The 26,903-nt window shown below is 71.7% G+C and carries 19 protein-coding genes and 1 riboswitch; of the genes, 11 read left to right on the top strand and 8 right to left on the bottom strand.

Translation table 11 applies throughout. The features are described from left to right. Window positions 1-167: 167 nt before the first annotated feature. Window positions 168-1,325, bottom strand: a complete 1,158-nt coding sequence (locus HW274_RS12260) for an ABC transporter ATP-binding protein (protein ID WP_075253723.1) — start codon at window positions 1,323-1,325, stop codon at window positions 168-170. 144 nt (window positions 1,326-1,469) lie between these two features. On the opposite strand from HW274_RS12260, the gene HW274_RS12255 reads away from it, so the two are divergent. Together HW274_RS12255 and HW274_RS12250 are read left to right on the top strand one after the other, a co-directional pair. Beyond that, window positions 1,470-3,044, top strand: coding sequence for a sensor histidine kinase (locus HW274_RS12255; RefSeq protein ID WP_081376187.1), 1,575 nt, complete (start codon window positions 1,470-1,472; stop codon window positions 3,042-3,044). A 127-nt stretch (window positions 3,045-3,171) separates the two neighbouring features. Continuing rightward, complete coding sequence (locus HW274_RS12250) at window positions 3,172-3,906, top strand: response regulator transcription factor (RefSeq protein WP_075253709.1); 735 nt, start codon at window positions 3,172-3,174, stop codon at window positions 3,904-3,906. 10 nt (window positions 3,907-3,916) lie between these two features. Here the strand turns inward: HW274_RS12250 and pulA are convergent, their stop codons facing one another. Then, on the bottom strand, window positions 3,917-6,814 hold the full coding sequence (pulA, locus tag HW274_RS12245; RefSeq protein ID WP_075253710.1) for a pullulanase-type alpha-1,6-glucosidase: 2,898 nt from the start codon (window positions 6,812-6,814) through the stop codon (window positions 3,917-3,919). 490 nt (window positions 6,815-7,304) lie between these two features. Here pulA and HW274_RS12240 point away from each other — a divergent pair, with 490 nt between their 5' ends. After that, a complete protein-coding gene (locus HW274_RS12240) occupies window positions 7,305-8,738 on the top strand; it encodes a replication-associated recombination protein A (RefSeq protein ID WP_075254814.1) in 1,434 nt (477 codons plus the stop codon). A gap of 90 nt (window positions 8,739-8,828) precedes the next feature. On the opposite strand, the gene HW274_RS12235 is transcribed toward HW274_RS12240, so the two are convergent. The 6 genes from HW274_RS12235 to HW274_RS12210 form a co-directional block, all read right to left on the bottom strand. Further along, window positions 8,829-11,420: a (Fe-S)-binding protein gene (locus HW274_RS12235; RefSeq protein WP_075254811.1), complete on the bottom strand. Its 2,592-nt coding sequence runs from the start codon at window positions 11,418-11,420 to the stop codon at window positions 8,829-8,831. Window positions 11,421-11,626: 206 nt separating this feature from the next. Next, complete coding sequence (locus tag HW274_RS12230) at window positions 11,627-11,944, bottom strand: DUF4235 domain-containing protein (RefSeq protein ID WP_081376282.1); 318 nt, start codon at window positions 11,942-11,944, stop codon at window positions 11,627-11,629. A gap of 294 nt (window positions 11,945-12,238) precedes the next feature. Beyond that, complete coding sequence (locus HW274_RS12225; protein ID WP_075254810.1) at window positions 12,239-12,604, bottom strand: hypothetical protein; 366 nt, start codon at window positions 12,602-12,604, stop codon at window positions 12,239-12,241. Between the two features lie 81 nt (window positions 12,605-12,685). Beyond that, window positions 12,686-13,135 carry a TetR/AcrR family transcriptional regulator gene (locus tag HW274_RS12220; RefSeq protein ID WP_075254809.1) on the bottom strand — a complete coding sequence of 150 codons (450 nt, stop codon included), beginning with the start codon at window positions 13,133-13,135 and terminating at the stop codon, window positions 12,686-12,688. Window positions 13,136-13,213: 78 nt separating this feature from the next. Then, window positions 13,214-14,281 (bottom strand): YdcF family protein, encoded by a 1,068-nt coding sequence (locus HW274_RS12215; protein WP_075254808.1) that lies wholly within the window; start codon window positions 14,279-14,281, stop codon window positions 13,214-13,216. 302 nt (window positions 14,282-14,583) lie between these two features. After that, window positions 14,584-15,015: a helix-turn-helix domain-containing protein gene (locus HW274_RS12210; protein WP_075254807.1), complete on the bottom strand. Its 432-nt coding sequence runs from the start codon at window positions 15,013-15,015 to the stop codon at window positions 14,584-14,586. 111 nt (window positions 15,016-15,126) lie between these two features. Between HW274_RS12210 and HW274_RS12205 the strand changes: the two genes are divergently transcribed. The 8 genes from HW274_RS12205 (at window position 15,127) to HW274_RS12170 (ending at window position 26,583) form a co-directional block, all read left to right on the top strand. Further along, window positions 15,127-15,957 (top strand): NAD(P)H-binding protein, encoded by an 831-nt coding sequence (locus HW274_RS12205; protein ID WP_075254806.1) that lies wholly within the window; start codon window positions 15,127-15,129, stop codon window positions 15,955-15,957. A gap of 192 nt (window positions 15,958-16,149) precedes the next feature. After that, window positions 16,150-16,253, top strand: a riboswitch (TPP riboswitch). Window positions 16,254-16,306: 53 nt separating this feature from the next. Beyond that, window positions 16,307-17,404 (top strand): thiamine ABC transporter substrate binding subunit, encoded by a 1,098-nt coding sequence (locus HW274_RS12200; RefSeq protein ID WP_075254805.1) that lies wholly within the window; start codon window positions 16,307-16,309, stop codon window positions 17,402-17,404. Between the two features lie 101 nt (window positions 17,405-17,505). Then, a complete protein-coding gene (locus HW274_RS12195; RefSeq protein ID WP_185989635.1) occupies window positions 17,506-19,488 on the top strand; it encodes an iron ABC transporter permease in 1,983 nt (660 codons plus the stop codon). After that, window positions 19,485-20,606 (top strand): ABC transporter ATP-binding protein, encoded by a 1,122-nt coding sequence (locus HW274_RS12190; protein ID WP_075254804.1) that lies wholly within the window; start codon window positions 19,485-19,487, stop codon window positions 20,604-20,606. Before HW274_RS12195 ends, HW274_RS12190 begins: the two co-directional genes overlap by 4 nt. A gap of 212 nt (window positions 20,607-20,818) precedes the next feature. Continuing rightward, window positions 20,819-21,865 (top strand): ABC transporter permease, encoded by a 1,047-nt coding sequence (locus tag HW274_RS12940; protein WP_075254803.1) that lies wholly within the window; start codon window positions 20,819-20,821, stop codon window positions 21,863-21,865. Beyond that, window positions 21,862-22,848, top strand: a complete 987-nt coding sequence (locus HW274_RS12180) for an ABC transporter permease (RefSeq protein ID WP_075254802.1) — start codon at window positions 21,862-21,864, stop codon at window positions 22,846-22,848. Before HW274_RS12940 ends, HW274_RS12180 begins: the two co-directional genes overlap by 4 nt. Window positions 22,849-22,951: 103 nt before the next feature. Beyond that, window positions 22,952-24,628: an ABC transporter substrate-binding protein gene (locus HW274_RS12175; protein WP_185988899.1), complete on the top strand. Its 1,677-nt coding sequence runs from the start codon at window positions 22,952-22,954 to the stop codon at window positions 24,626-24,628. Beyond that, window positions 24,625-26,583: an ABC transporter ATP-binding protein gene (locus tag HW274_RS12170; protein WP_075254800.1), complete on the top strand. Its 1,959-nt coding sequence runs from the start codon at window positions 24,625-24,627 to the stop codon at window positions 26,581-26,583. The genes HW274_RS12175 and HW274_RS12170 overlap by 4 nt, the downstream gene beginning before the upstream one ends. The last annotated feature ends 320 nt before the right edge of the window (window positions 26,584-26,903 follow it).

Here is a 26,903-nt window from a genome sequence, read left to right as displayed (position 1 = left end):
GACGATCAGCATCGTGATCTGAGGGGCCCGCAGCCGACGCATCTTGAGGATCTCGACACCCACGGCCGTCAGGAAGCCAGGTGCGGATGAGCTTGGGAAACCCGGCAAGCCGTGATCCGAGGTTGGAGCAGCAACGGCGGGGACGGAGGAGAGTGCGGCGCTGGTTGTCACAGCACACCTCCGCGACCGGTGAGGTCCATGAAGACGTCCTCGAGGCTCTGGGCCTCGCGTCGTACCTCGTGCAGCTCGACGCCGGCGCTCACCAGCCGGTTGATGAGCTCGGCGACCGCCTCCTTCGACATCCCCGGGATGCGCACGCCCTGTGGCGTCAGCGTCGGGCCTGTGGCAGAACCGGTGACGGGAACAGCGGTCGGGTTGGGCGAGGCGGAGGCGCCGGGGGCGCCGGCCGTCGTCGACGCTGCGAGTGCCTGCGTCGGCACCAGTCCGGTCAGGACCTGAGGGCTCAGGACGGCCTGCGGCGTCGGGGTGACGACCAGGACATCCGGCACCGAGCGCTCCATGAGCTCGGCGCGCGTGCCCTGGAAGACCAGGCGCCCGCCCGACAGGATGCCGAGCGTGGAGGCCATGCGGTCGATCTCGTCGAGCAGGTGGCTGGAGACCATGACGGTGACGCCCTCGCCGGAGAGCTCGACCAGCAGCCGGCGCACCTCCTCGATACCGGCCGGGTCCAGGCCGGTGGTGGGCTCATCGAGGATGAGCAGCTCGGGCTGGCGGGCCAGCGCCAGAGCGATCCCGAGGCGCTGCTTCATGCCCAGTGAGTAGGTGCGCACCAGGCGGTCCTTGTGCTCAGTCAGGCGCACGAGCGTCAGGGCGCGGCTGACCTGCCGCTCGCTCAGGCCCTGCATCTTCGCCGCGATCCGCATGTTCTCCGCGCCCGTGAGGTGGCTGTAGCCGGGTGGGTTCTCGATCATCGAGCCAGTGCGTGACATGATCTCGGCGCGCGTGGTCGGGCTGAAGGGCCGACCGAGCACGCTGATCTGCCCGCGCGTGGGTGCCAGGAGTCCCAGCAGCATCTTCATCGTCGTCGACTTGCCCGAGCCGTTGGGGCCCAGGAAGCCGTAGACGGCCCCGCGGGGCACCACGAGGTTGAGCCCCTCGACGACGGTGCGCCTGCCGAAGGTCTTGGTGAGGTCGTGGGTCAGGACGACGGCGTCGGAGGCAGGCGTTCCCGGGGCCGGCCCGCCGGCCTGCGGGAGGGGAGCCGGAGGGGTGGTCTGGGCTGGCTGAGGCGGCGTGCTGGAGGCGGCCGCCTGCGCCTGGAGAGGTGCTGAAGGCGCTGGTGGGATGCGATGCGAGGTCGTCATGGGAACAAGGATGCTCGCGTCGGATCTGGTGAGCATCAGCCCGTGGTCTGCTCCGGGAATCGGTGGGATGGCCCGGCTCATACCCGGGTATGAAATCCTGGCGGCGGCCTCGGAGGCTCGCGGTCGCGACGGTACGGTTCAGGCATGAGAAAGCGGCTGGGGCGTGAGGCGGCGCGGGCCGACTCGGTGGACCCCGCCCCGACCGGGCCGGCGGCGTCGGTGGGATCGACCCCGGTTGCCTGGCGCGACCCGCGCTCGGTCCCGTGGACGAGCGCGGTCGACGTCGTCATCGCTCTGGCCTTCTTCTTCCTGTTGTGCTTTGGCCGGCCCGACGCGGCGTTCTGGCTCGTCGAGGGGGCGGGGCCGGTGCTCCACGCCCTGCTGGTGGGGGCCTGCGCCCTGGCTCTGGCCGTCCGGCGCCACTCCCCGCTGCTCTTCGTTGTGGTGGCCGGCATCTGCCTGAGCGCGCACCTCGTGCTGTTCACGGGGTTCTCCGTCTTCTTCGTCGTGACCGGCCTGATCGCGGTGGAGACGACGCAGTCCCGCCTGGAGGCGCCATGGCGGTGGGTGGCGCTCGTCCTCGAGATCGTGGGCGTGGAGCTGGCGACGGCGCGCGTATTCCACCTCATCGGCGGCTACGTCCACGCAGGTGAGGCACGGTCCGTGGTCGTCGTCAATATCTGGCTGGTGACGATCGTGGCGGCCTTCGTCGGCGCTGCGCGGCGCCGTAGCCGTGACCGCTACAACCGGGCCCTCGAGCGGGCCTCGGTGCTCGAGGCGCAGCAGGCCACCGAGCGGCGCCTCGCGGTCATTGAGACGCAGCAGCGCATCGCTCGCGATGTCCACGACCTGCTGGGCCACAGCCTCACCGTCATCGCCATGCAAGCCGAGGGCGCCCGCGCCATTCTGGCCACCGATCCGGCAGCCGCCGACGAGGCCCTGGCCGTCATCGGAGAGACCTCCCGCCGCTCCGTCGACGAGGTGCATGCCCTGGTCGACATGCTGCGTTCCGATGCCGACGCCGACGCCGACGCCGGCGATGTCGATGCGGCCGCTGTGCTCGGTTCCGGCTTCGCTGCTGGTAGGGGCTTTGACACCGGCGCTGCCGGCCGTCTCACCGGCGGTACCGGCGGTGGGGCTGCCGGCACTGTTGAGGCCGGAGCCGAGGACGGCACCGGAGCCGGAGGGGCGACGTCGGGCCAGCGCCTGGAGCTTCTGCGCGAACCGGTGCGTCAGGCGCAGCGGGCGGGACTGCCCGTCACCCTGGAGGCCGACCCGACTGGCCGGATCCCCTCGGCGGTGGCGCAGGTCCTTCACCGGGTGGTCCAGGAGTCGCTGACCAACGTGCTGCGCCACGCTCCCGGTGCGGTCACGAGAGTCTCGCTGCGCACCGGGGCGGAGCTCGTCACCCTCGTCGTCGAGAACACCCCGGTCCCGGAGTCGCCGGCCGAAGACACGGACCCTGCGCTGAGGACTGACGACCGTTCGTATCGCCAGAACACTGGGGGGCAGACGGACGCTGTGCCGGCGGAGGCGCCGCACGAGTCGGCCACTGTGCTCAGCCCCGCGGTGAGCGTCTCCGAAGGCACGAGGCACTGCGGCTTCGGCCTCATCGGCATGCGCGACCGGGTCGCCCAGCTCGGAGGCACCTTCACCGCCGGTCCCGTGGCTGAGGGTGGATGGCGGGTGACGACAGAGCTCCCCTGCGTTCCACAGTGAGAGCCAGCTCTGCTCATATGGCGAACATCGCAGGGGGGTGTCGGTACCTCGTCAGCACAAAACCGCACCAGCCGAACCCGAAGGGCGGATACTTCCGGTGAGTTACCGTCAAGAAGGGGAGGCACCTGTGATCCGCCTGGGTCTGGCCGATGATGAGCCGCTGTTCACCATGGGGCTGGCCATGCTGCTGGGCGCGCAGCCGGATATGGAGGTCGTCTGGCGCGCCGTCGACGGCAACGACGCCCTCAGGCGCAACGCCGCCGACCCCGTCGATGTGCTCCTCCTCGATGTGCAGATGCCCGGGCTGGACGGACTCGCCGCGACCCGAGAGCTCATGGCCCGCGGCACTACCGGACGGGTCGTCATCCTGACCACCTTCGACACCGACGGCTACGTCATGGGGGCCATCGAGGCCGGAGCGGCCGGTTTCCTGCTCAAGAACACCCCGCCCCAGGACCTCATCGCAGCGATCCACACCGTCCACGACGGCGACTCCGTCATCTCCCCGGGGCCGACGCGCCGGCTGCTCACCGCCGTGCGCACCGGCCGGGTCAGCGGCGTTCTTCCCGGGGGCGGCGCTGGCCGCCACGCCTCCGAGGACTCAGTCGAGGCGGTTCGGGCCGCCGAGGCCTCCCAGCAGGTCGCGGGCCTCACTCAGCGTGAGCGCGAGATCCTGGCGCTTATCGCCCTGGGGCTCACCAACCAGGAGATCTGCGACCGGGAGTGGCTGTCCATGCCCACGGTCAAGACCCACGTGAGCCATCTGCTGTCCAAGACCGGCTGCCGAGACCGGGTCCAGCTGGTGCTACTGGCCCTGCGCGGCGGCGTCGTCGACCTCGACGACGTCCTGGGCCGGGCCTGAAGGCGAGCACTCAAGCCGCCTGCCGTTGCACCAGGACGGCCACGGTGCGCGCCGGCACCGAGATCGTCCCGCTGGCGCGGTCGAATCCGGTGCGGCGCACCACCTCATCGGCCCCCTCGGCCTGGATGGGGGAGAGACGGAAGTCCCGGCCCGCCAGCTCGGGCAGCGACTGCGTGAGCGTCTGACCCGAGGCGTTGAAGACCACCAGGACGGCGTCGAGCTCGGGGTCCACGTCGCTGCCGCCCCGGGTGTCGTCGATGAGCATGACGATCACTCCCGCCGGCGCCCCGAAACCCGCCCCCGGGAAGCTCAGCTTGTCCTGGATGAGGCGGGCCGAGCCCAGGCTGAACAGCGGCGTCGAGGCGCGCAGCCGCAGCAGGTCCAGGGCCTGGGAGCGGGCCGCCGCGATCTCCTCGGGCGAGGGTCGCAGCCAGTCATCCTGCAGCAGCGGCCCCTGGATGGCCCAGGAGCCCTCGTTGCGGCTGGCCGGCGGCAGACCCCGCCCGAAACCATTGGACTGCCCCGTGAAATCGATGGTGTTGAACCAGTCCCCCGAGTTGTAGGAGTCCCGGTCCAGCGACTTGCTGCGCAGCAGCTCGGTGCCCGCGCACCAGAAGGCCGGCGACTGCGCCAGCGCCACCGTGGCCAAGCACACGGTGTTCATGCGCACCCGCTCGGCCACCGGCATGCCCTGGGGCAGCTTGTAGGCCAGCAGGTCGTAGAGCGTCTCGTTGTCGTGGGCGTCGACGTAGTTGACGTTCTCCTGGGGGTGGGAGGCGAAGGCCGCCGGCGCCCCGTTGTGGATGAGGTCGATGCCGCGGCGCACCGACCCGTCCGAGATCGTCATGACGTAGTCCTTGAGGTTGCCCGCCAGACCTAGGCGCACCAGGTCGGTGCGGTGGGCCAGGTCCGCCGACTGCTCGTTCCAGTCGCGGTGGTCCAGGCCGCTGGGCTGTGTGAGCAGGCCGGTGCCGAAGCCCTGGAAGACGCGGTGGTCGGGGTCGAAGGCGCCCCCGCCGTGGACGGCGTCGCGCAGGCGGTCGTTGAAGGCACCGATCCCGGTGCCGTCGAGCTGTCCCTGGGTGGCCTGCACGAACAGGGCGTTGCCCGCGACCTCCCCGAAGTTCCAGCCCTCCCCGTACAGGTAGATGGAGCGGCCGTCGACGCCGTCGGCCTCCAGCGTCAGCTCGTCCAGGGCCGCCCGCACGCGCTCCATGACGGCGCGCGGGTGGTGGCCCATGAGGTCGAAGCGGAAGCCGTCGACCCGGTACCAGCGCGCCCAGCGCACCACCGAGTCGACCATGAGGCGCGCGCACAGGGCGTTCTCCGTGGCCGTGTTGGCGCAGCAGGTCGAGTTTGTCACCCGCCCGACGGCGTCGAGACGGTGGTAGTAGCCCGGCACCACCCGGTCCAGGACGCTGCCCGGATCCTGCCCGCAGGCAGCCGTGTGGTTGTAGACCTGGTCCAGGACCACCTGGAGGCCCAGGTCGTGCAGGGCTCCCACCATCTCGCGGAACTCGACGACGCGCGCCCCACCGTCCTGGTGGCCCTCGGTCGCGTAGGAGCCCTCGGGGGCGCCCCAGTGGAGCGGGTCGTAGCCCCAGTTGTAGGCGTCGTGGTCGGCCACCTCCGCGATGGCCGCCTGCTGGTCGGCCGAGGCCGGGTGCGCGCCGTCGGGGATGTCGGGGTGGCGCTGGGAGCCGCGGTGCTCGGGGATGGTGGCGATGTCGAAGGTGGGCAGCAGGTGGATCGTGTTCATGCCGGCCCGGGCCAGCTCGGCCAGGTGGCGCACGCCCGCCGAGCCCGCCACTGTGAAGGCCCGGTAGGTGCCGCGCAGCTCGGGCGGGACGGTGCCGTCAGCGGCGGAGAAGTCCCGCAGGTGGAGCTCGTAGATGCTGCGGGCCGAGTCGTTGCGGACCGCCGGAGCCTGGGTGGCGGCCCACTGCTCGGGGGCCAGGCGCGGGTCGGCCAGGTCGACGGCGACCGAGCGGGTCGAGTCCGTCGTCAGTGCCGTCGAGTAGGGGTCGGTGACGACGTTGGTCTCCACGCGCCGAGTACTGGGCACGTAGACCCGCACCTCCCACAGGTACTGGCAGCCGGTACTGATGGGGGCGGCGGGGGCGCTCGAGGCGGCGTCGGCCGGGGAATCGGGGCGGTTGGCCACGACCCAGCGGCCGTCGCCGGTGCGCACCGCCGGGGTGCGTCGCGGCGGGCCGGGGACCTCCGGCACCGAGCCCAGCGGGTCGCCGGTCTCCCAGGTCAGGAGGGTGACGGCCTGTGCGGTGGGTGCCCACAGGGCGAAGGAGGGCCGGCCGCCGGTGAAGGTGACGCCCAGCTCGGCGCGGGTGGCGGCCTTGGCATAGAGGTGGTCCAGGAGGATGGCGGTCTGCACCCCGGTGAAGGCGTCGAGGTGGGCGTCGCTGATGTCGGCGTCCTCGGTGGGGTCCGGGGCCTCGACGTACTGAGCAATGGCGACCTGGCCGGTCAGGGCGGAGGCGACGGCGTCGTCGTCGAGCAGGGGGGTGCCGGCGGCGTTGGTCGCGCTCAGGGCGATGTAGCCCTCCAGGTGGGGGTGCGCGGCGAGGACCTCGCCGGGAAGGTTCCCGACGATGCGCAGGGGCGTGAGCGTCGGGGCGGGCATACCGTCCGCGCCCAGGATTCGGCCGTGGATGGCTGCGGCGCCGCCGTCGGGTGCCGTGATGAGACGCAGGGCGAGGCCGGAGCTGGGGAGGGGGGCGCCGGCATCGGTGACGACGACCTCGCGGTCCATCCCCCGGGGCAGCAGCGACAGCGGCCACGCCAGGATGGTGGGGGTGACCCAGTAGGCGCGCTGCTCCTCACTGCCGGCCACGGGTGGGAGGGCCGTGGTGGTGTCGAGTGTGCAGGTGAGCGTGTAGGTGAAGGTCATGGGGTGTCCTCCCGAGTGGAGGCGCCGTGGTGGGACGCCGCCGGTCCTGCCGGTCGTGTCGCGTGCGGCCCCGTGTGCGGGGGTCGGCGATGGGGTCGCGCACCTCGTAGTCTCCCCCGGGTGGAGGGGCCATGTCAGCCCGATGGTGGGAATTGTCCTGCCCGGCCTGCGGTGCTTGGTCCACCGGTATCCCATCGGCGGGTGCGTCCGACCCCGGCCGGGGGCAATCGACGCGTGCAGGGACATTGCGGCGCGGCCGGGGACATTCGACGCCGTAGGGGCCGTTTCTGTGCGGCCGGGTGCGGTTCGCGCGTGCGGGGACCGGAATTCTGTCCCCGCACGCGCAAGATGTCCCCGGCTGCACGGGATAGTCCCCGGCCGCACGGACGTGCCCCGTAGATGCGGGAGAGCCGAGTGGACGGTGCGGGTCGAGGTGGTCGGACGGACGACCGTCGGCACTGATGTCACCGCCAGGTCCTACGCTCGGGGCATGGCTCGTTACGTGCCCGAACCGGACTCGCCCTCGCTGTTCGACGCTGCCGGCCCCGATGGCTCCGGCCTCGTCGACGACCCGTCCCGCCCGCTGGCCGACCGGCTGCGCCCGCGGGCGCTCGACGACGTCGTCGGCCAGGACCAGCTGCTCGCCGGCGACGCCCCGCTGGGCCGCATGGTCGCGTCCGGCCGCCTGTCATCGATCATCCTGTGGGGCCCGCCGGGTTGCGGCAAGACGACGATCGCCCGGCTCCTGGCCGACCGCACCGGCCTGGTCTTCGAGCAGGTTTCGGCGACCTTCTCCGGGGTGGCCGACCTGCGCAAGGTCTTCACCGCCGCGGCCCGCCGCCGCGAGATCGGGCAGGGCACACTCCTGTTCGTCGACGAGATCCACCGCTTCAACCGCGCCCAGCAGGACTCCTTCCTGCCCTATGTCGAGGACGGAACAGTCGTCCTGGTCGGCGCGACCACCGAGAACCCGAGCTTCGAGCTCAACGGCGCCCTCCTGTCTCGCTGCCAGGTCATGGTCCTGCGCCGCCTGGACGAGGCCGCCCTGACCGAGCTGCTGGCGCGCGCCGAGTCCCTGACAGGTCGCAGCCTCGCCCTGACTGAGGATGCCCGCACCGCCCTGCTGTCCATGGCCGACGGCGACGGCCGCTACCTGCTGGGCATGGTTGAGCAGGTCCTCGCCGCCCAGGACGCAGGCGGCCCGGAACCACTTGACGTTGAAGGGCTGCGCGGTGTCATCGCCTCCCGGGCTCCCCTGTACGACAAGTCCCGCGAGGAGCATTACAACCTCATCTCCGCCCTGCACAAGTCGATGCGCGGCTCCGATCCGGACGCCGCTCTGTACTGGCTGGCGCGCATGCTGGGCGGGGGCGAGGACCCGCTCTACGTGGCGCGCCGTCTGGTGCGATTTGCCAGCGAGGATGTCGGCATGGCCGACCCGGCCGCCCTCCAGATGACGCTGGCGGCCTGGGACGCCTACGAGCGCTTGGGGTCGCCTGAGGGGGAGCTCGCGATCGCTCAGGCGGTCGTCTACCTGGCCACCGCGCCCAAGTCCATCGCCGTCTACCGCGGCTACGGCCGGGCGGTGCGCCTGGCCCGCCAGACCGGCTCGCTCATACCGCCGGCCCACATCCTCAACGCTCCCACCCGACTCATGAAGGAGCTCGGCTACGGTGAGGGCTACGAGTACGACCCGGACACGGCCGACGGCTTCTCCGGTGCGGACTACCTGCCCGACGGCGTCGAGCGTCAGGCCCTTTACGAACCCACCGCCAACGGCCACGAGCGCCGCATCCGTGAGCGGCTGGAGTACTGGGAGGGACTGCGGGCGAGCAAGCGCAGTGAGGGCTTTGGTGAGGGAGGCGACGGCCGGTTGGGTGAGGGCGTCGGCGATGGGGAGAGCCAGACGGGGACTGAGACGTAGGCCAGTTCCTGCGGTGCCGCTCATCGACCGGGGACAATCGACGCGCGCAGAGTGTCCCCAGCCGAGCCGATGGGATGAGGCCGACGCCGCCTACTCCCCGCCGCGGCGCACGGCCTCCAGCATGAGGGTGGCCACGTCCGTGACCCGCACGTCGGCTCCCTCGGAGGCGACGCCGTCGGAGAGCATCGTGGTGCAGAAGGGGCAGGCCGTGGCGATGACCTGCGCGCCGGTGCCGATGGCCTCGCGCGAGCGCTCGACGGCGATGCGCGTTCCGATGGTCTCCTCCATGAAGGCGCGTGCCCCGCCGCCGCCGCAGCAGAAGCCTCGCTCGCGGTTGCGCGGCATCTCCACCGTGGTCGCGCCGGTCGCTTCCAGCAGCTCGCGCGGCGGGGAGTAGACCTGGTTGTGGCGGCCCAGGTAGCAGGCGTCGTGGTAGGTGACTGTCGGGATGACCGGCTCGCCCGCTGCTTTACCGGTGGCCTCTTCGCCTGATGACTCCGCCGGGGCTGCGGCCTGCGGCTCGGCGGCCTCGGTGCTCGACGTCGGGGCGTCCTCGGTCGGTGAGTCGCCGTCTTGCCCGGAGGTGGGTGTTGACGTGGCCGGGGCGGCGGAGGCGGATGGAGCGTCGGGCGCCGTCGAACCACCCGCGGCCTGCGGCGGCGCCGGACGCAACCGCCCCTCGCGCACGAGCCGGTTGAGCAGCTGGGTGTAGTGGACGACCTCGTAGCGGCCCCCGATCTGCGGGTACTCCCGCGAGATCGTGTTGAAGCAGTGCGCGCAGGTCACCACGATCCTCTGCGCCCCGACCTCGCCCAGGGTCTCCACGTTCTGCGCGGCGAGCATCTGGTAGAGGATCTCGTTGCCGGCGCGGCGGGCCGGGTCGCCGGTGCAGGTCTCGGCGTCGCCGAGGACCGCGAAGCTCACCCCCGCGGTGTGCAGCAGCTCGGCCACCGCCCGCGTCGTCTTCTTGGCCCGGTCCTCGTAGGCGCCGGCGCAACCCACCCAGAACAGGTAGTCGACGTCCGCGGCACTCTCGACGTCGTCGCCGATGACCGGCACCTCGAAGTCCAGGTTCTTGGCCCAGTCCAGGCGCTTGCGCGCCGGCAGCCCCCACGGGTTCCCCTTGGACTCCATCTTGCGGAACATGCCGCCGAGCTCCTTGGGGAAGGCCGACTCCATGAGCACCTGCTGGCGGCGCACGTCGACGACGTGGTCGACGTGCTCGATATCCACCGGGCACTGGTCCACGCAGGCCCCGCAGGTGGTGCAGGCCCACAGGACGTCGGCGGGGATGACCTCCCCGGCCAGGGGCGCCGGCCGCGTGGCCACGCCCGTCTCGGTGGGGGCCGCCTTGGCCGCCAGCAGTGCGCCGAGCACGTCGCCGGTGTGGGCGGTGCCCGGCTCCAGGCCCAGGTTCGTCTCGCGCGCCAGCCCGTCGTGCATGCCCAGCGCCTTGCCGACCAGCCCGCCGGAGGTCGGACGGGAGGCCACCATCTCCTCGGTGACGTCGTCAGGCTCGACCCCCAGGGCGCTCGCGGCCCGCAGGTAGGGGGCGGCTGCCGCGTGGTGGTCGCGCAGCGCCATGACGAACAGCTTGGGGGACAGGGGCTTGCCGGTGTTCCACGCCGGGCACAGGTCCTGGCAGCGGCCGCACTCGGTGCAGGTGGAGAAGTCCAGCAGGCCCTTCCAGGTGAAGTCCTCGATGCGGCCCACGCCCAGCTTGACCTCGGGGCCCTCGCCGGAGTCGGCGGCCTCCATAGCCTCCTCCAGCGTGTCCATGGTGGCTTCGGTCAGGGGCTCGTCGCCGACCATGAGCGGCTGGAGCGGGCCCAGGGCCTTGGAGCCGTCCACCTCGCGGCGCGCGTAGACGTTGAGGATCGCCAGGAACCGGTGCCAGGCCACGCCCATCGAGGGCTGCAGTCCCACGACGACGAACCAGGTCATCGACAGCACCACCTTGATGGTGGCGACGACGAGGATCGCGTTGCCCAGAGCGCCGGCGCTCGCGGGGGCGAGCAGCGGGCCGGTCCAGGCCGTCAGCGGGAAGTGCGTCCAGGAGGCCAGGGCTCGCTGCGCCGGGTCGGGGGAGGCGGCCAGGTGGGCGTGCTCCAGCATCCGCAGCGCCAGCACGCAGGCGACCACGCCGATGATGGTGGCCTCGACGAACTTCGCCTGGGCCGACGTCGAGCCGGCGAAACGGGAGGTACGCGGGCGCTTACCGCCGTCGGAGTCCGGGGCGTAGGGCGGGGCGGCCCGGCCAGCCCGGGTCAGGCGCCAGCGCAGGATGGTCAGCCCCACGATCCCGAAGGTGGACAGCCAGGCGATGAGCTCGACGACCCAGGCCCACCAGGCGGCGTGCCCGATGAGCGGCAGCGCGAAGTCGGGACCGCCCAGCACCTGCCCGTAGCCGGCCACGAGCGTGAGGAACAGCAGAGGGAAGGAGACCATGACCAGCCAGTGGGCGGCCTTGACGAAGGGACGGCCCTTGAAGGCGGTGTGGCCCACCAGCGCCCCCAGCGTGAGCGCCAGGCGCCGGCTGACCGGGCGCAGGCGCTCCGGTGCGGTTGCGTGGCCCACGGCCATGCGGGCGCCAATAGTGCAACAGGCGCGTGCGAAAACTGCGATACCGATCGTCGTGGCGATGACGACGATGACGACACAGGCGATCTGCACGGCACTCATCGGGGTGGGTTTCCTCAGGTCTCCGAAGGCAAAGGCGGAAGCGCTGGGAGATGGCCGGTGGCGCCCCGGAGGGTCGCCTGCGCGGCACACCGTTGGCGCTTCCCTTCAGCCTACCTGTGGGTCGGCGGGGAGCTGGAAGGAGCAACTGAGGCCGGCAGAGGAAAAAGTGTGCCGGCCCCGCGATGGGGCCGGCACGGATGGAGTCCTCAGGCGCTGATGGCGCGCATCGCGTAGGGGGAGTCGGGGCGGCGGGCGCTGTACCACTTGGCGGCCTGGCGCAGTCCGAGCTCACGCACCAGGGTGACGGTGGCCCCGGAGATGATGGCGAAGGTGACGATCTCGGCCAGCTTGTAGTTGAGGAGCTGGTCCTCCTCACGCGGGGCCGGCTTGCCGGAGACCACTCGCCAGCCGAGCGCGACGACCTTCTCGGCCACGAACCCGGAGGCGAGTGTGGCCACGGCCGCGGTCGCCTTCCACATGAAGTCGGTGGTCTGGTCGATCTCGGCGGGGTCCTGTGCGCTCATGAGTCCTCCTTGCGCCCGGGCCGGGCGGTGTCGTGGGTGCCTGCGTGCTGGCGGCGGACCGATGGTGTCGGCCCGTTCTGTCCCGATCATGCCGTACCCGGGCTGACGGCGCAGCCAGTCCGGGCCCGCGTGGCGCCAGCTTCCGGGCCCGGGCGTCGTACTGTGCGCCGCGCGCTCGAGGGGTTAAGGGCTCTGAGGCGGCGACCTACCCCACGAACGCGCGGGAGAGTGATGGGTGTCGTGGTGTGTGTTGCCGAGCCGCTGCCTGGATGAGGCGGCGCCTCAGGCCTGGGCTCACGCCTGGGCTGGGCGGATGGCGGCGTTGATCTGTGCGGCCAAGCCGGCGGGATCGTCGACCGTGAGGTAGAGGTGCGTGAAGCGCTCGTCCTCCAGGGTGACGACCAGGGTGTTCTCGTAACCGGAGATGTTCCAGAACTGCGCGGTGCCCTCGGCGTGGAAGGTCCCGGAGAGCTTGCTGCCGGCCTGCAGTCCGGGCCCGCGCCAGCCCTTGGGCTCGTGGCGCAGGCCGGGGTCGTGCGTGGCGCCGCGTACGTGCGCGAGCGGGAACTCCAGCCGGGAGGTGTAGGACCACATCTTGTCCAGCCCGTGCGGCTCAACGCTCAAGGTGGTGTCGGTGATGGTGACGGTGTTGCGGCTCATGATGTCTGCTCCTCTCGCAGGCAGGTCGGTTGGGTGGAAGTGAGCTGATGGTCTGGCTAGTGAGCGCGGGGGCGAGGTGGGCTATGTCGGTGGTGAGGCCGATGCCGTCGGGGCTGATGCGGCCGAGCTCGACGTCGTAATGCCGGCCCGCACCAGCAGCCGCCGGCCGAGCGCCTCGGCGGTGATGCCTGCCCGGTTCAAGGCGACCTCGAGGGCCTCGCGCACGGCCGGGTCCCCGGGGGCGATCTCCATGAGTGCCACAAGGATCAGGTCGAGCTCCTCGCGTCCCGCCTCTGCGGCGCCGGTGGAATCCCCGGGGGTGGCCGCCAGACTCAGAGCGGCCAGCGCCTCAGTGAGGCAGCGCTGGAAGAGCCCGTCCTTGGAGCCGAAGACCCCGTAGAGGCTGGCGCGATTGACGCCGGTGGCCCGAACCAGGTCGTCCACGGAGGCTCCCGCAAAACCGCGCTCGGCGAAGACCGCCGTGGCGGAGCTGATGGCCTCGCTCTCGATGAAGGTACGTCGTCGTCCCATGAATCCAGAATAGACGTTCTGGAACGGTCAGTCAAGAACAACCATTCTGAAATTCTTGGGCGGGAAAGGCCGCCTCCCTCAGCCGATATGCCCCGTCTGCGCGCCGAGGACCAGCAGCGCGTACAGCACGGCGAAGACCCCGGCGATACCAGCGCAGGCCAGGGCGGGGCGGCGCCGGTAGGTCAGGACGGCGACGTACTCCCGCAGCCAGGCGTTGACGATGTAGAACCAGGCCGTGCGCGCCGGCGCGACCGCCCACGGCACCCCCATGTCGGAGGCCAGGATCGCGGTACGCACCGCGTGGAAGGAGCTCGTCACCAGCAGCACCTGCGGGTCCGTCATGCCGAGCTCGGCCAGCAGGTCGCGCGTGTAGGAGATGTTCGTGCGAGTCGTCGTCGAATGGTCCTCCAGGAGGATCCGCTCAGGCGGGACGCCACGGGCGATCGCGTAGTCGGCCATGGCGCGCGCCTCGCTGACCGGCTCGTCGGCGCCCTGCCCGCCGCTCATGACCAGCAGCGGCACCCCGGGGCGCAGACCCTCCTCGTCGCGCCAGGCCTCGATGCCTCCGGCGATCCGCGAGCCCAGCAGCGGCCCGACCTTCCCGTTGATGAGCCCGGCGCCATGGACCACGACGACGTCGGGGTGCGGCATGGCCCGGCGCCCACCCCAGATCCGCTGCACCACCGTCTGGCCCAGGAAGATGAGGAGGAAGACGCCCAGGTAGGCGCAGGCGCAGAACGTGAGGGCGGCGACCAGCAGGGCCCAGGGGTTGCCGGTGGCCACGAGGGCGGAGGCGGCCATCGGCGTGGCGATGAGTCCCAGGCCGGCCGCCAGGCACAGCAGGTTGCTCAGGCGCCGGCCCTCGCGGCGGATGAGGACGACGCCGTTGAACATGAGCAGGAACGGCATGAGGGCGATGAGCAGGAAGAAGGCGGCACTGCTCAGTCCCACCGGGAGCTTGAGGGCGGGGATGAGGGAGGCCAGGTGGAGCAGTGCTCTAGCCGTGGCGCCGACCAGGAGCAGGAACAGGAGTCCGTTGCGAAGCCGGCGGTTGTCGCGGCGTCGCGAGAGCCTGAGGAGCCCCCACCACAGCGCAAGGGCGGCGACGTCAATCAGCGGAGCGGGGAGGAACCAGGGGGTGCTCATGGGGCGGTTTCCTCTCGTGGGGCTGGGGCTTGAGTTTTTCTTGGATGCGGGGAGGCGGGCTCCTCCCGGCATGGCGCGGGATGATGGGTGCCGATGGGGCGGCGCTCATCATAGAACCGGGGCCGGCTGGTGCCGCCTTGCGCTCATGTGAGCAGGTTAGGAGGCGGCGGTGGGTGAACGGGAGCGCCATTGGAACGATTCGTGGGAGGCGGCCCTCCACCCTTCGGACGACAGTGCGCGCCCCGGCTCCCCCCTGGGGTGAGGTCGGAGTGCCCGTCCGCGTGAGAGGCTCACGCCACGATCTAACGCACGGGTCTGCCTGGGTGAGTGCGGTCGTAATCGGTCTGGGCCTGGGTGATGTCCTTCCGGTGCGCCAGCGACCAGTCGGCAAGGGCTTTCAGCAGATGTGTCAGGCTCGCCCCCATCTCGGTGAGCCGGTAGTCGACTTGGGCGGGAACCGTGGGGTAGACCGTGCGGCGCACCAGTCCGTCGCGCTCCAGACGCCGCACCGTCAGGGTGAGCATGCGCTGCGAGATGCCGCCGACGGCGTGCTGCAGCTGACGGAAACGCAGTGGGCCGCGCGTCAGCTCCACGATGACCAGCAGGGACCACTTGTCCCCCAGTCGGTCGTGGACCGCGCGGATGCCAGGATCCTCGCGGTGCGCTCGGGTGCAGCGCTCCAGAGGCGCCGGATTGGGATCGCCGGTGGTCACATCGCTGTGCGTTGGTGACAAGAAACTGCCTCCTTGTAGGTGCGTGCACGATGCCTCAGGCTCATGCGCAGAAGGTTCGGTGGCTGCAGGAGCCAGCTTCCAGAGTGTGGTTGAGCCTGAAGGAGGCTACTCATGATCTTGGTGACCGGTGCAAGCGGACGGTTCTCCTCAGCTCTCCTGGCGGAGCTGCGCGCTCGCGGCATTCCGGCGGTGGGTGGTAGCCGCACGCCGCCGGCGGGGCAACGGCATGTTGACTTCAGCGTCCCGGACAGCCTGGATTTCAACGGCGTCGACACCCTGCTGCTGGTGCCCGCCGGGGCGCAGGAGGACGACCGGCAGATCGCCTTCAACCGCGCCGCCGTTGAGATCGCGGCGCGCGACGGCGTTTCCCACATCGTCTACATGAGCCTCACTGGTGCGGGCGACCACTTGTCAATGGCGCTGCCGCACCGCGTCACCGAGCGAATCATCATGGCCAGCGGCATGACATGGACCATTCTGCGCAACGGCGTCTACGCCGAGATTCTCGGCGCTCCTCTCTCGTGGGAGAGACGAAATGGGGCGCCGGCGAGGATCGTGTCGCCGCTTGGGGTTGGGGCCGTGGCTGCGGTGGCACGGCAGGACCTGGCCGGCGCGGCGGCTTCCGTTCTCAGCGACTCAGATAAGCACGGGAGGAAGGTCTACGAGTTAGTGGGAAGCCGTGCGGTGTCCGTCGCTGACGTCGCAGGCAGCCTGGGCTGCGAGGTGAGGGACATCAGCCTGGGTGACTACCGGCATCTGCTCGCCGAGGGCGGGATGCCGGCCTTCCGCCAGTCCTTGATGCTCTCGATCGCCAGCGTCACCCGGCACGGGTTCTTGGCCAGGACGGGTGATGACCTTCCGTACCTGCTGGGCCGGGAGCCCACGGATCCGCTCGTTGTCGCGGCCAAGGCTCTGGCTGCTCGGCGCGCGTTCGTACCGTAGGTCGCGCGTTCGAGGGGTAAAGGGTACGAACCGGCGACCTACCCTACGAACGCGCGGGAGGGTGACGCGGGTGGGTCCGCGGCAGGGCTCGGGCGCGCGGCGCGGGCCGGACGGAGTTGGTGTCGGCGGGCGCCGTCGAACTACAGTTGACCTGCAACGACAGGGGAGCGCCCCGTCGCCGGCCCGGCCGCCACTGGCCGACGGGCCGCCGCCGACGGCGCTGAGAGTGCGGAAACCCGCAGACCCTCGAACCTGCTCCGGTTAGTACCGGCGAAGGAAGTCGAGACCATCTCCCCGGCGCGCCGCAGATGGTCGCCGGGCCCTCCGGAGAACCATCCAGGAGGCACACATGAGCATCCAGTCCACCCACCGCCCCGGCCGGCCCCACCCGGCCCTCAGCCGCCGCGCCCTGCTTGCCGGAACCGCCGCCGGCGCCGTCGGCCTGAGCCTGGCCGCCTGCGGCAAGGGCAAGAAGAGCGGCTCCCAGGGTGACTCCAAGACCGTCACCGTCGTCACCCACGACTCCTTCCACGTCTCGGAGGACCTCCAGAAGGCCTTCACCTCCGAGACCGGCTACACCCTCAAGGTCGCCACCTCCGGGGACGCCGGCGCCCTGGTCAACAAGCTCGTCCTGACCAAGGACGCCCCCCTGGGCGACGCCGTCTTCGGCATCGACAACACCTACGCCACCCGCGCCCTCGACCAGGGCGTCATCGACACATCCGCCACCGTCACCCTGCCCAAGGGCGCCGAGAGCTACGTCGTCGCCGACACCCCGGCCCTGGCGCCCATCGATGTCGGCGACGTCTGCCTCAACATCGACACCGGCTACTTCACCGGCAAGGGCCTGACGCCCCCCGCCACCTTCGAGGACCTCACCAAACCCGAGTACAAGGGCCTGCTCGTGGCCATCAACCCCACGAACTCCTCACCCGGCATGGCGTGGCTGCTGGCCACCATCGGGCACTTCGGCGCCGGCTCCTTCGCCGGCTACTGGAAGCAGCTCATGGCCAACGGCGCCCGGATCGCCGAGGACTGGAGCGCTGCCTACGAGGCCGACTTCTCCGGCAGCGGCAAGGGCACCTACCCCATCGTCGTGTCCTACGCCTCCTCGCCCTCCTTCACGGTCTCCAAGGACAAGAGCTCCAGCTCTACCTCCGCCCTGCTGGACACCGCCTTCCGCCAGGTCGAGTACGCTGGGGTCCTCAAGGGCGCCGCCAACCCCGAGGGCGGCAAGGCCTTCGTGACGTGGATGCTCTCCAAGGCCGTCCAAGAGGACATCCCCGGCCAGATGTACATGTACCCGGTCCTGCCCGACGCCGCCCTGCCCGAGGCCCTCACGAAGTTCGGGCCGCTGTCGAAGTCGCCGGTGAAGGTCGAGCCCAAGGAGATCACCACCCACCGCGAGGAGTGGCTGAACACCTGGACCGAGGCCGTCGGCAAGTGAATGTGCCGGGCGAGGAGACGCCAGGGGCCGACGTCGCCGCGCGAGCCGACGCCGGAGCCACCTGGAACGCTGAGCCCGCCGGGACACCCCGCCAGGCTCGGATGGTGGCCGGGGTGCAGCGCTCAGCGGACGGCTCGGGAGGCGGTCCGGTCCGGCCCGACGCCGGAGCCTCCCCGGTGCCGGCGTCGGGGGTGGGGCCGGTGTCGGGGCCGGCAGTCCGGCCGGCCGAGGGCGGCGCGGCGACTGCCCGGCGCGCCGGCGGCCCCCGGCCCGGCTGGGGCGAGCGGGCCGGCTGGACCCTGGCCGTCGTCGGCCCACTGGCCTTCCTGGCGGTCTTCTTCGCCTGGCCCGTGGCCACACTCATGGGCCGCGGCCTCGCACCCGACGGCGCCCTGGACCTCAGCGGCTTCGGTGAGGTCCTGGCCCGCGAGCGCACCTGGCGGATCCTCACCCAGACTCTCACCCAGGCGGTACTGGGCACCACCGTGTGCGTGGCCCTCGGCATCCCCGGCGCCCTCGTCCTCTACCGGCGCGCCTTCCCCGGCCGCGACCTGCTGCGCGGGGTGGTGACCGTGCCCTTCGTGCTGCCCAGCGTCGTCGTCGGCGTCGCCTTCCACGCCCTGGTCACCCGCGGCGGGCCCCTGGAGGCCCTGGGCCTGGACGGCACGCTGACCGCGGTGGTGGCCGCGCTGGCCTTCTTCAACTACGGGCTCGTGGTGCGCACCGTGGGCACCATGTGGTCGCGCCTCGACCCGCGTGCCGTGGAGGCCGCCCGGGCGCTGGGGGCTTCGCCGATGCGGGCCTTCGCCACCGTCACTCTGCCCGCGCTGGCCCCCGCCATCGCCTCAGCCGCCTCCCTGACCTTCCTGTTCTGCGCCACCGCCTACGGGGTGGTGCTCGTGCTCGGCGGGGTGGGGATCGGCACCATCGAGACCGAGATCTACCGGCTGACCACCCAGTACCTCGATCTGCGGGGCGCCGCCGTCCTGTCGGTCGTCCAGCTCGGCGTCATCGCCCTGGCCCTGTGGGTGGCCGAGCGGGCGCGCGCCGCCACCCAGACGCGCCTGCGCCTGCGCACCGAGGTGCCCGCCGGGCGGCTGCGGGCTGCCGATGCCCCCGCGCTCGCGGTCACCGCCGCCACGGTCGGGGGGCTGCTGGTGGCGCCGATGGCGGTGCTGGTGGCGCGTTCCCTGCAGCGCGACGGCGCCTGGACGCTGGCGAACTACACCGACCTGGGATCGACCGGCGGGCGCAGCGCCCTGCTCGTGACCGTGTGGGAGGCGGCCGCCAACTCGGTGGCCGTGGCCGTAGCGGCCGCGGCCATCGCCCTGAGCCTGGGGGTGGCGGTGTGCCTGGTCGTCTCGCGCCGACCCCGCAGCCGGACGCTGGCCCGGGTCATCACCGGGCTCGACGCCGCCTTCATGCTGCCGCTGGGCGTCTCCGCCGTGACGGTCGGCTTCGGCTTCCTCATCACCCTGGCGCGCCCGCCGCTGGCCCTGACCCGCTCCTGGTGGATCCTGCCGCTGGCGCAGGCCGTCGTGGCCGTGCCGCTCGTGGTGCGCACCCTGCTGCCGGCACTGCGCGCCATTGACCCGCGTCAGCGCGAGGCGGCCGCTGCCCTGGGGGCCGGACCCGGCCGGGTGCTGGCGACCGTGGACGGGCCCCAGCTGCTGCGCGCCGGCGGACTGGCGGCCGGCTTCGCCCTGGCGACGTCGCTGGGGGAGTTCGGGGCGACGTCGTTCCTGGCCCGGCCCCAGGAGCCGACCCTGCCGGTGGTCGTCTACCGGCTCATCGGCAGCCCCGGTTCCCAGAACCAGGGGATGGCGCTGGCCGGGGGCGTCGTCCTGGCGGTGGGCAGCGCCGCCGTCATGCTCGGCTGCGAGTGGCTCCAGACCCGGCTCGGCCCCGGGCGGGGCGGAAGCGCGGGCGCGACGTCGAGGCCGGGTGGGGCGTCGGCGCCTCAGCTGGCTCCGCAGCGTGCGGCCTCCACGGAGACCGGTCGGCATGCGGCGGGCGCGACGGGCGGAAACAACGAGACGGCCCGGTCGCGCGGGCCCAGGACGGACGGAGGCGAGCGGCCATGAGCCCAACTGCCAGTAACACCAGTGCTTCTGCGGGCCTGTCCGTGCGCGGGCTCGCCGTGACCTATGGGGACCTGCGCGCCGTTAACGGCGTCGACCTGGAGGTGACCGCCGGGGAGGTCGTCGCCCTCCTGGGGGCCTCGGGATCGGGCAAGTCCTCCCTGCTGCGGGCGGTGGCCGGCCTGGAGGATGTGGCCGCCGGCGAGGTCGCCTGGGACGGGCGGAGCATGGTGCGCGTGCCGGTCCACAAGCGCGGCTTCGGCCTCATGTTCCAGGACGGTCAGCTCTTCGAGCACCGCGACGTCGGCAGCAACATCGCCTACGGGCTCACCGGTCTGCCGCGCGCCCAGCGGGGCGAGCGCGTGCGCGAGATGCTCGAGCTCGTCGGCCTGCCCGGATTCGAGCGGAGGCGCGTGACGACCCTGTCCGGCGGGCAGGCCCAGCGGGTGGCTCTGGCCCGGGCGCTTGCCCCGGCGCCGAGGCTGCTGCTGCTCGACGAGCCCCTGTCCGCCCTGGACCGGGCCCTGCGCGAGCAGCTGGCCACCGACGTGCGCACCATCCTGCGTCAGGGCGGTACGACGGCGCTCTACGTCACCCACGATCAGGACGAGGCCATGACCGTGGCCGACCGGGTCGGCGTCATGGAGGCCGGCCGCCTCCTGCGCCTGGACACCCCCCAGCGCCTGTGGGCCGACCCCGCAAGCAGCAAGGTGGCGCGGTTCCTGGGCTTCGACGTCGTCGGCGACCTTGCCCTCGCCCCCGGTGCGCTGCGCGTGGTGGAGGCCGCGGCGGGGGCGCCAGGAGAACCGGGGGAGCAGGACGGGTCCGCGCAGACTGGGACACCAGCGACACCAGCAGCACCGGAGACACTGCCGGCCACCGTGCTGGCCTCGCGGCTGCGTCGCGGCCAGTGGGAGGTCGAGGTCGAGCTCGACCCCGAGCGGCTCGCCGCTCTGGAGGAGCCCGATGGGTCGACCGGGTCGGCTGAGCCGTCCGGCGTCGGGGCCGACGCCACGGCTGAGTCTGAACCGGCCCGTGCTACCGCCCTGACCCGGCGCCCCCAGGCTTCCGGGGCGCGCGTCGCCCTGAGCCTGGACCCCGCCCGCACGGCCCGCCTCTAGGGTCGCCGGCCGGCTGTACCTCGATGCGCCGGCCCGGGTGACCGAGACGACTTTCGCGATTCATCAGACTTCCTGCTACTGTCTGCTCGTCATCTTCAGGTGCCTCTCAGGAGAACGTCATGGCCAAGCGAATGTGGAGCTGTTGCTGTCGCTGACGACAGCCCACGTCCCATTCGTTGAGCGCCTGCTCCTAACACCTGTGAGGTGCCCCCGTGCACTCGTCCACCCAGGACACCCCTGCCTCCACCAGCGCCGCCGGCCCCCTCGAGGCCGCTGACCCCGCCGACGCCGCCGTCGAAGCTGCCGACGCTGCCACTGCCGCAGACGCCGCGGCGCCCACCGCCGACCGTGCCTTTCACGAGCGCCCCGGCGGTTCCCGCCAGGTCTCGGGCCGCCTGGCCGCTGACCGCTGGGCCCTGGCCGGAGGCGCCGTCGTCATCGCGACCACCCTCGTGGCCCTCCTCGCCCCCTGGATCACCCGGGCCCTCGGCGTGGACCCCTACACCTATCACCTCGACCTGCTCACGCCCTCCGGCATCCCCGCCGGTCGCCTCGGGGGCATCAGCGCCTCCCACCCCTTCGGCGTCGAGCCCCAGACGGGGCGAGACCTGTTCGCCGTCGTTGTGGAGGGAACCCGCACCTCCTTCTCCATCGGCATGGGAGCCACCGTCCTGTCGATGCTCATCGCCATCAGCCTGGGGCTGAGCGCCGGCTACCTGGGCGGCTGGTGGGACGCCATCGTCTCGCGCCTGACCGACATCACCCTCGGCTTCCCCCACCTGGTCTTCATGATCGCCATCTCCGCGATCATCCCCGCCACCGCCCCGCGCGTACCGGTCATGATCCTCATCATCGGGATCCTCGGCTGGCCCTCGACCGCACGAGTCCTGCGCTCGCGGACCATGGCCGTGCGCTCCCGAACCTTCGTGGGAGCCTCGCGGGCCATGGGCGCCGGCGGCCTGCACATCATGACCACCCAGGTCCTGCCCAACCTCGTGGCCACCATCATCGTGCTCACCACCATCTCCATCCCCGGCAAGATCACCGCCGAGGCCGCCCTGTCCTTCCTCGGGGTGGGCGTGCCCCCACCGACACCGTCCTGGGGCCGCTCCATCGGCTCGGCCATCACCTGGGTCGCCACCGACCCCTGGTACCTCGTCTTCCCCGGCGCCGCCCTGTTCCTGGTCACCCTGGCCTTCAACCTCTTCGGCGACGGCCTGCGCGACGCCCTCGACCCCAGGACCGGTGAGCACCGATGAACCGTCTGCACTTCCTCGGCCTCAGGCTCGTCCGCACCCTGGCGACCCTCGTCATCATCGTCTTCATCACCTTCGCCATCTTCTCCCTGTGGCCCTCCGACCCGGCCACCCTGGCCTGCGGCCGGCCCTGCACCCCGGAGAACCTCGAGCGCGCCCGCGCCTTCATGGGATACGACCTGCCCTGGTACACCCAGTTCTGGCACTACCTCCAGGGCATCGTCGGGGGGCGCACCTTCGGTGAGGGCTCCGGAGCCATCGCCTGCGCCTCCCCCTGCCTGGGCTACTCCTTCCGCCTGTCGACGCCGGTCAGTGAGCTCGTGGCCACCCGACTGCCCGTGACTGCCTCGATCGCCGTGGGGGCCGCCGTCCTGTGGCTGGCCATCGGCGTGGGCGCCGGCGTCGTCTCCGCCCTCAGACGCGGCTCACGCTTGGACCGCACCATCATGACCGGAACGGTCCTGGGCATCTCCTCACCCGCCTACCTCGTAGGGCTGCTGGGCATCCTCCTGTTCGGCTTCACCCTCGACATGGTGCCGGTCTCCGGCTACGTCCCCTTCGCCGACAGCCCCGTGGACTGGGCCTGGCACCTCATCCTGCCCTGGTGCGTCCTCGCCCTCATCTCCGCGGCCGTCTACGCCCGCATGGTGCGTGGCGAGATGCTGGAGAACCTCGGCGAGGACTACGTGCGCACCGCGCGCGCCGTCGGCCTGCCCGAGCGCCGAGTCGTCGGCCGCCACGTGATGCGCAACATCTCCCTGCCGGTGGTCACCTACTTCGCCCTCGACCTGGGTGGCCTGCTGGGCGGCGCGGTCATCACCGAACGCGTCTTCTCCATGCAGGGCCTGGGCGCCCTCCTCATGGACGCCGTCGGCACCTCCGACGTCCCCGTCGTCATGGGGGTCACCCTGGTCGCCGCCGCCTTCGTCGTCGTCGCCAACCTCGTGGCCGACGCCGTCGCCACCCTCATCGACCCCCGTCTCTGACCGGCCTCCCCAAGGCCCACCCCCACCTCTCTTCCGGCGCCGACGGCGTCGGGACCCCGACCGGCGACCCACACGGGTCGACCGCAGCACAGGAAGGACACCCATGTCTCACCCCCACCGCACCCTCATCGCCTCCCGCCGCGCCTTCCTGGCCGGAACCGGCATGACCGCCCTGACTGCGCTGACCCTGGCCGCCTGCGGGGCCAACTCACGCTCATCCTCGAGCGCCTCGGCCAGCGCCAAGGCCGGCGGCAACCTCACCATCCTGACCTCGGCCACCGACGTCGGCTGGGACCCCGCCAAGAGCCAGTCGATGCCCATGACCTCCCTCGGCCTGGTCCACCGGCGTCTGACCACCTGGAAGCTGGCCCCCGGCAAGCCCGTCGAGCTCGCCCCCGACCTGGCCACCGACACCGGCAAGGCCTCCGACGACGGCCGGACCTGGACCTTCACCCTCAAGAAGGGCCTCAAGCTCTCCGACGGCACGGCCATCACCTCGGCCCACATCAAGCACGGCGTCGAGCGCTCCTTCGCGCCGGCCCTCTCCGGGGGCCTGGGCTACCACAAGTCCCTCCTGGCCGGCGCCGAGGGCTACCAGGGCCCGTACTCCGGCGCCCACCTGAGCTCGATCGAGACCCCCGACGAGTCCACCATCGTCTTCCACCTGGCGCGCGCCTTCGGCGACTGGCCCTGGATCGTCGCCCAGCCGGCCTTCTCGCCGGTGCCCGAGGGCGACGACCCCGCCACCTACTCCCACGCCCCCATCGCCTCGGGGCCCTACCAGATCGACCAGTACAAGCAGGGCTCCTCCATCACCCTCAAGCGCAACCCGCACTGGTCCAAGGACACCGACAGCATCCGCCTGGCTCTGCCCGACACCTTCACCTTCTCACTCGGCCAGGACGAGACCACCTCCGCTCAGCGGCTCATCGCCGACTCCGGCGAGGACCGCAACGCCTTCGGCGCCGACCGCGTCTCGGCCGCCCAGCTCGCCCAGGTATCGGCCAACGAGAGCGCCAAGTCCCGCCTGGCCACCAGCCCCGAGGGCGGGCCGCTGGCCTTCCTGGCCATCAACGTCCAGCGCGTCAGCGACGTCAACGTGCGCAAGGCCATCGCCCACGCGGTCGACAAGGCCGCCGTCGTCGCCGCCCTGGGTGGGGAGCTCGGCGCCCAGGCCGCCTCCACCTACATCACCCCGGGAATCCCCGGCCGCCAGAGCTACGACCTCTACCCCCACGACGCCGCCAAGGCCAAGGAGCTCCTGACCGGCAAGACCGTGCCGGCCCTGGTCCTGCTCACCGACAACGGCGCCGCCTCCAAGGCGATGGCCGAGGCCGTGGGCCAGTCCCTCAAGGAGGCCGGCCTGACGGTCACCATCGAGCCGGTCGAGCCCGACACCTTCACCGAGCGCGCCACCAAGGGCGATGGCTCCACCTACGACCTGGCGATCGCCAACTGGAACCCGGACTACCCCTCCGCCAACGCCAACATCCAGCCCCTGTTCGCCTCCTCCGAGATCGGCTCGGGCGGCTCCAACTACGCCCGCTACTCCAAGCCGGAGGTCGACGCCGCCATCGCCCAGGCCCAGGCCAACCTCGAGGCCAAGGCCGCGCAGGCCCAGTGGGCGGCCCTCGACCGCAAGATCGCCGAGGAGGTGCCCGTGGTGCCCCTGGCCTACCGGCGCAACTCCTTCCTGCACGGCTCGGGAGTGGCCGGGTTCTTCGTCGAGTCCTACCCCGCCTACCCCAGCTACCAGGTGATCGGAGTGAGCGCCTCATGAGCCGGCAGACCCAGGGTGCCCACGCGCAGTCCACTGACGTACCGGTCGCCGACGACGCGGCGCTGAGCCTGCGCGGCTTCGGCGTCACCTTCGCCGGCTCCGATACTCCCGCCTCCACCGGCATCGACCTGGACCTTCGGCCCGGACGCGTCCAGGCCCTCGTGGGAGAGTCCGGCTCCGGGAAGTCGGTGACCGCCCTGGGCGCCCTGGGTCTGCTCCCTCCCACCGCCACCGTCACCGGCTCGGCGCGCGTCATCGACCCCGACGCGGCCCGCAAGGCCGGCCGGGACGGCGGAGAGTCCAGGACCGCGGACGCCGTCGAGCTCGTGGGGGCCTCGCGCCCGGTGCTCGACGACGTGCGTGGACGCCTCGTCGGCACCATCTTCCAGGAGCCGACCACGGCCCTCGACCCGCTGGAGACCATCGCCTTCCAGATCGGGGAGGCCGTACGAGCCCACCCCGACGCCTTCCGGCGGGCTCACGCGAGCGCCGGATCGGATGCTGGCTCACCGGCCGGTGGCGGGGGCCGACGGCGACCCGGCCGACCCGGCCGGTCGGCTCGGTCAGGCCGGCTCAGCCGCGCCGAGGTCGACGCCCGGGTGCGTGAGCTGCTCGCCCGAGTGGGGCTGGGTGGCCGCGGTACGGGCGGGAAGGACAGCGCGGACACTGCTATCAGTGCCGATGGTGAAGTGCTCGAGCGCATCGCCCGCTCCTACCCCCACCAGCTCTCCGGCGGCCAGCTGCAGCGCGCCTGCATCGCCCTGGCCATGGCCTGCGACCCACCGGTCCTCATCGCCGACGAGCCCACCACCGCGCTCGACGTCACTGTCCAGGCGGGGATCCTCGACCTGTTGCGCTCCCTGACCCGGGACGAGGGCGTGGCGGTCCTCCTCATCACCCACGACATGGCCGTCGTTGCTGATGTGGCCGACGACGTCGCCGTCATGCGCCACGGACGCATTGTCGAGCGCGCAGCCGTGCGCGAGATCTTCCGCAGGCCCAGGCACGAGTACACTCGCGAGCTGCTCGCCGCCGTACCCCGCCTGGACTCCCTGCGCCAGGAGGACCCCTTCGCCGCGGTCGCCCGCGAGTCCGAGGCGCCGGCCAAGGGAGCGGCCGAGCCCGTCGTCGCCGTCGAGGGACTGAACGTCGTGTACCGCAACGGTCGCCGCACGGTCCACGCCGTGCACGACGCCTCACTGACGATCGCGCCGGGCGAGGTCCTGGGCCTGGTGGGCGAGTCCGGATCGGGCAAGTCGACGATCGCCGGGACCCTCACGGGGCTGGTGCCCATCGCCTCGGGCAGTGTGCGTGTCGACGGCGTCGAGGTGGCCGGGGCCCGGCGCCGCGACCTGCTGCCCGTGCGCCGCTCGACGGGTGTCGTCTACCAGAACCCGGCCTCCTCCCTCAATCCGCGGCGCACCGTGGGGGCCTCGATCGCCGAGCCCATGCTCATCCACGGCGGCTTCGACTCCCCGGCCAGGCGGGCGCGCGTGCGCGAGCTGCTGGAGGCGGTGCGCCTGCCGGCCGCCATGGCCGAGCGCTACCCCCACGAGATGAGCGGTGGCCAGCGCCAGCGGGTGGCGATCGCCCGTGCCCTGGCCCTGGGCCCGCGCCTGGTCATCGCCGACGAACCCACCAGCGCCCTGGACGTCTCCGTGCAGGCCGTGGTCCTGGACCTGCTGCGCGCCCTGCAGGCCGAGCTGGGTTTTGCCTGCCTGTTCGTCTCCCACGACCTGGCCGTCGTCGATTCCATCGCCGCGCGCACGGTGGTGCTCAGCGCAGGCCGCGTCGTGGAGTCCGGACCCACGGAGCAGGTGCTCGCCCGCCCGCGCGAGGACTACACCCGGCGTCTGGTCATGGCCGTGCCCGTGCCCGATCCAGCCGTGCAGGCCGCCCGCCGCGAGCGACGTCGGGCCCTCAAGGCCGTGGAGGTGGAGGGCGTGCGCGCGTAGCCGCCGCCGGCCTCGCCGTCGCGTTCGTACCTTAAGCCGCGCGTTCGAGGGGTAGAGGGTACGAACGCGAGACCTACCCGACGACCGCGCGGTTCAGAGCTGTTGGGCCACCTGCCGATCACGGAAAGGTCTCACAGCATGTCCCGGCAGGGCGGATCACACCCGCAGTGACGCCGTGATCCTTGTCACTTATTGACGTTACCCGGCTCGCCCCGCCACGGCCTCCACCAGGACTTTTCTCCCGTGTGGCGCCGCCGTTGTGAGCGGGCGAGAAGCCATAGCGTCGGAGGAATGGCAAGGGGGAGTCCTGCCCGGATGCC

Source organism: Actinomyces sp. oral taxon 169, assembly GCF_013394715.1.
In the GTDB taxonomy this organism is placed as follows: Bacteria; Actinomycetota; Actinomycetes; order Actinomycetales; family Actinomycetaceae; genus Actinomyces.
This window is presented reverse-complemented; position numbering and strand designations above follow the sequence as displayed.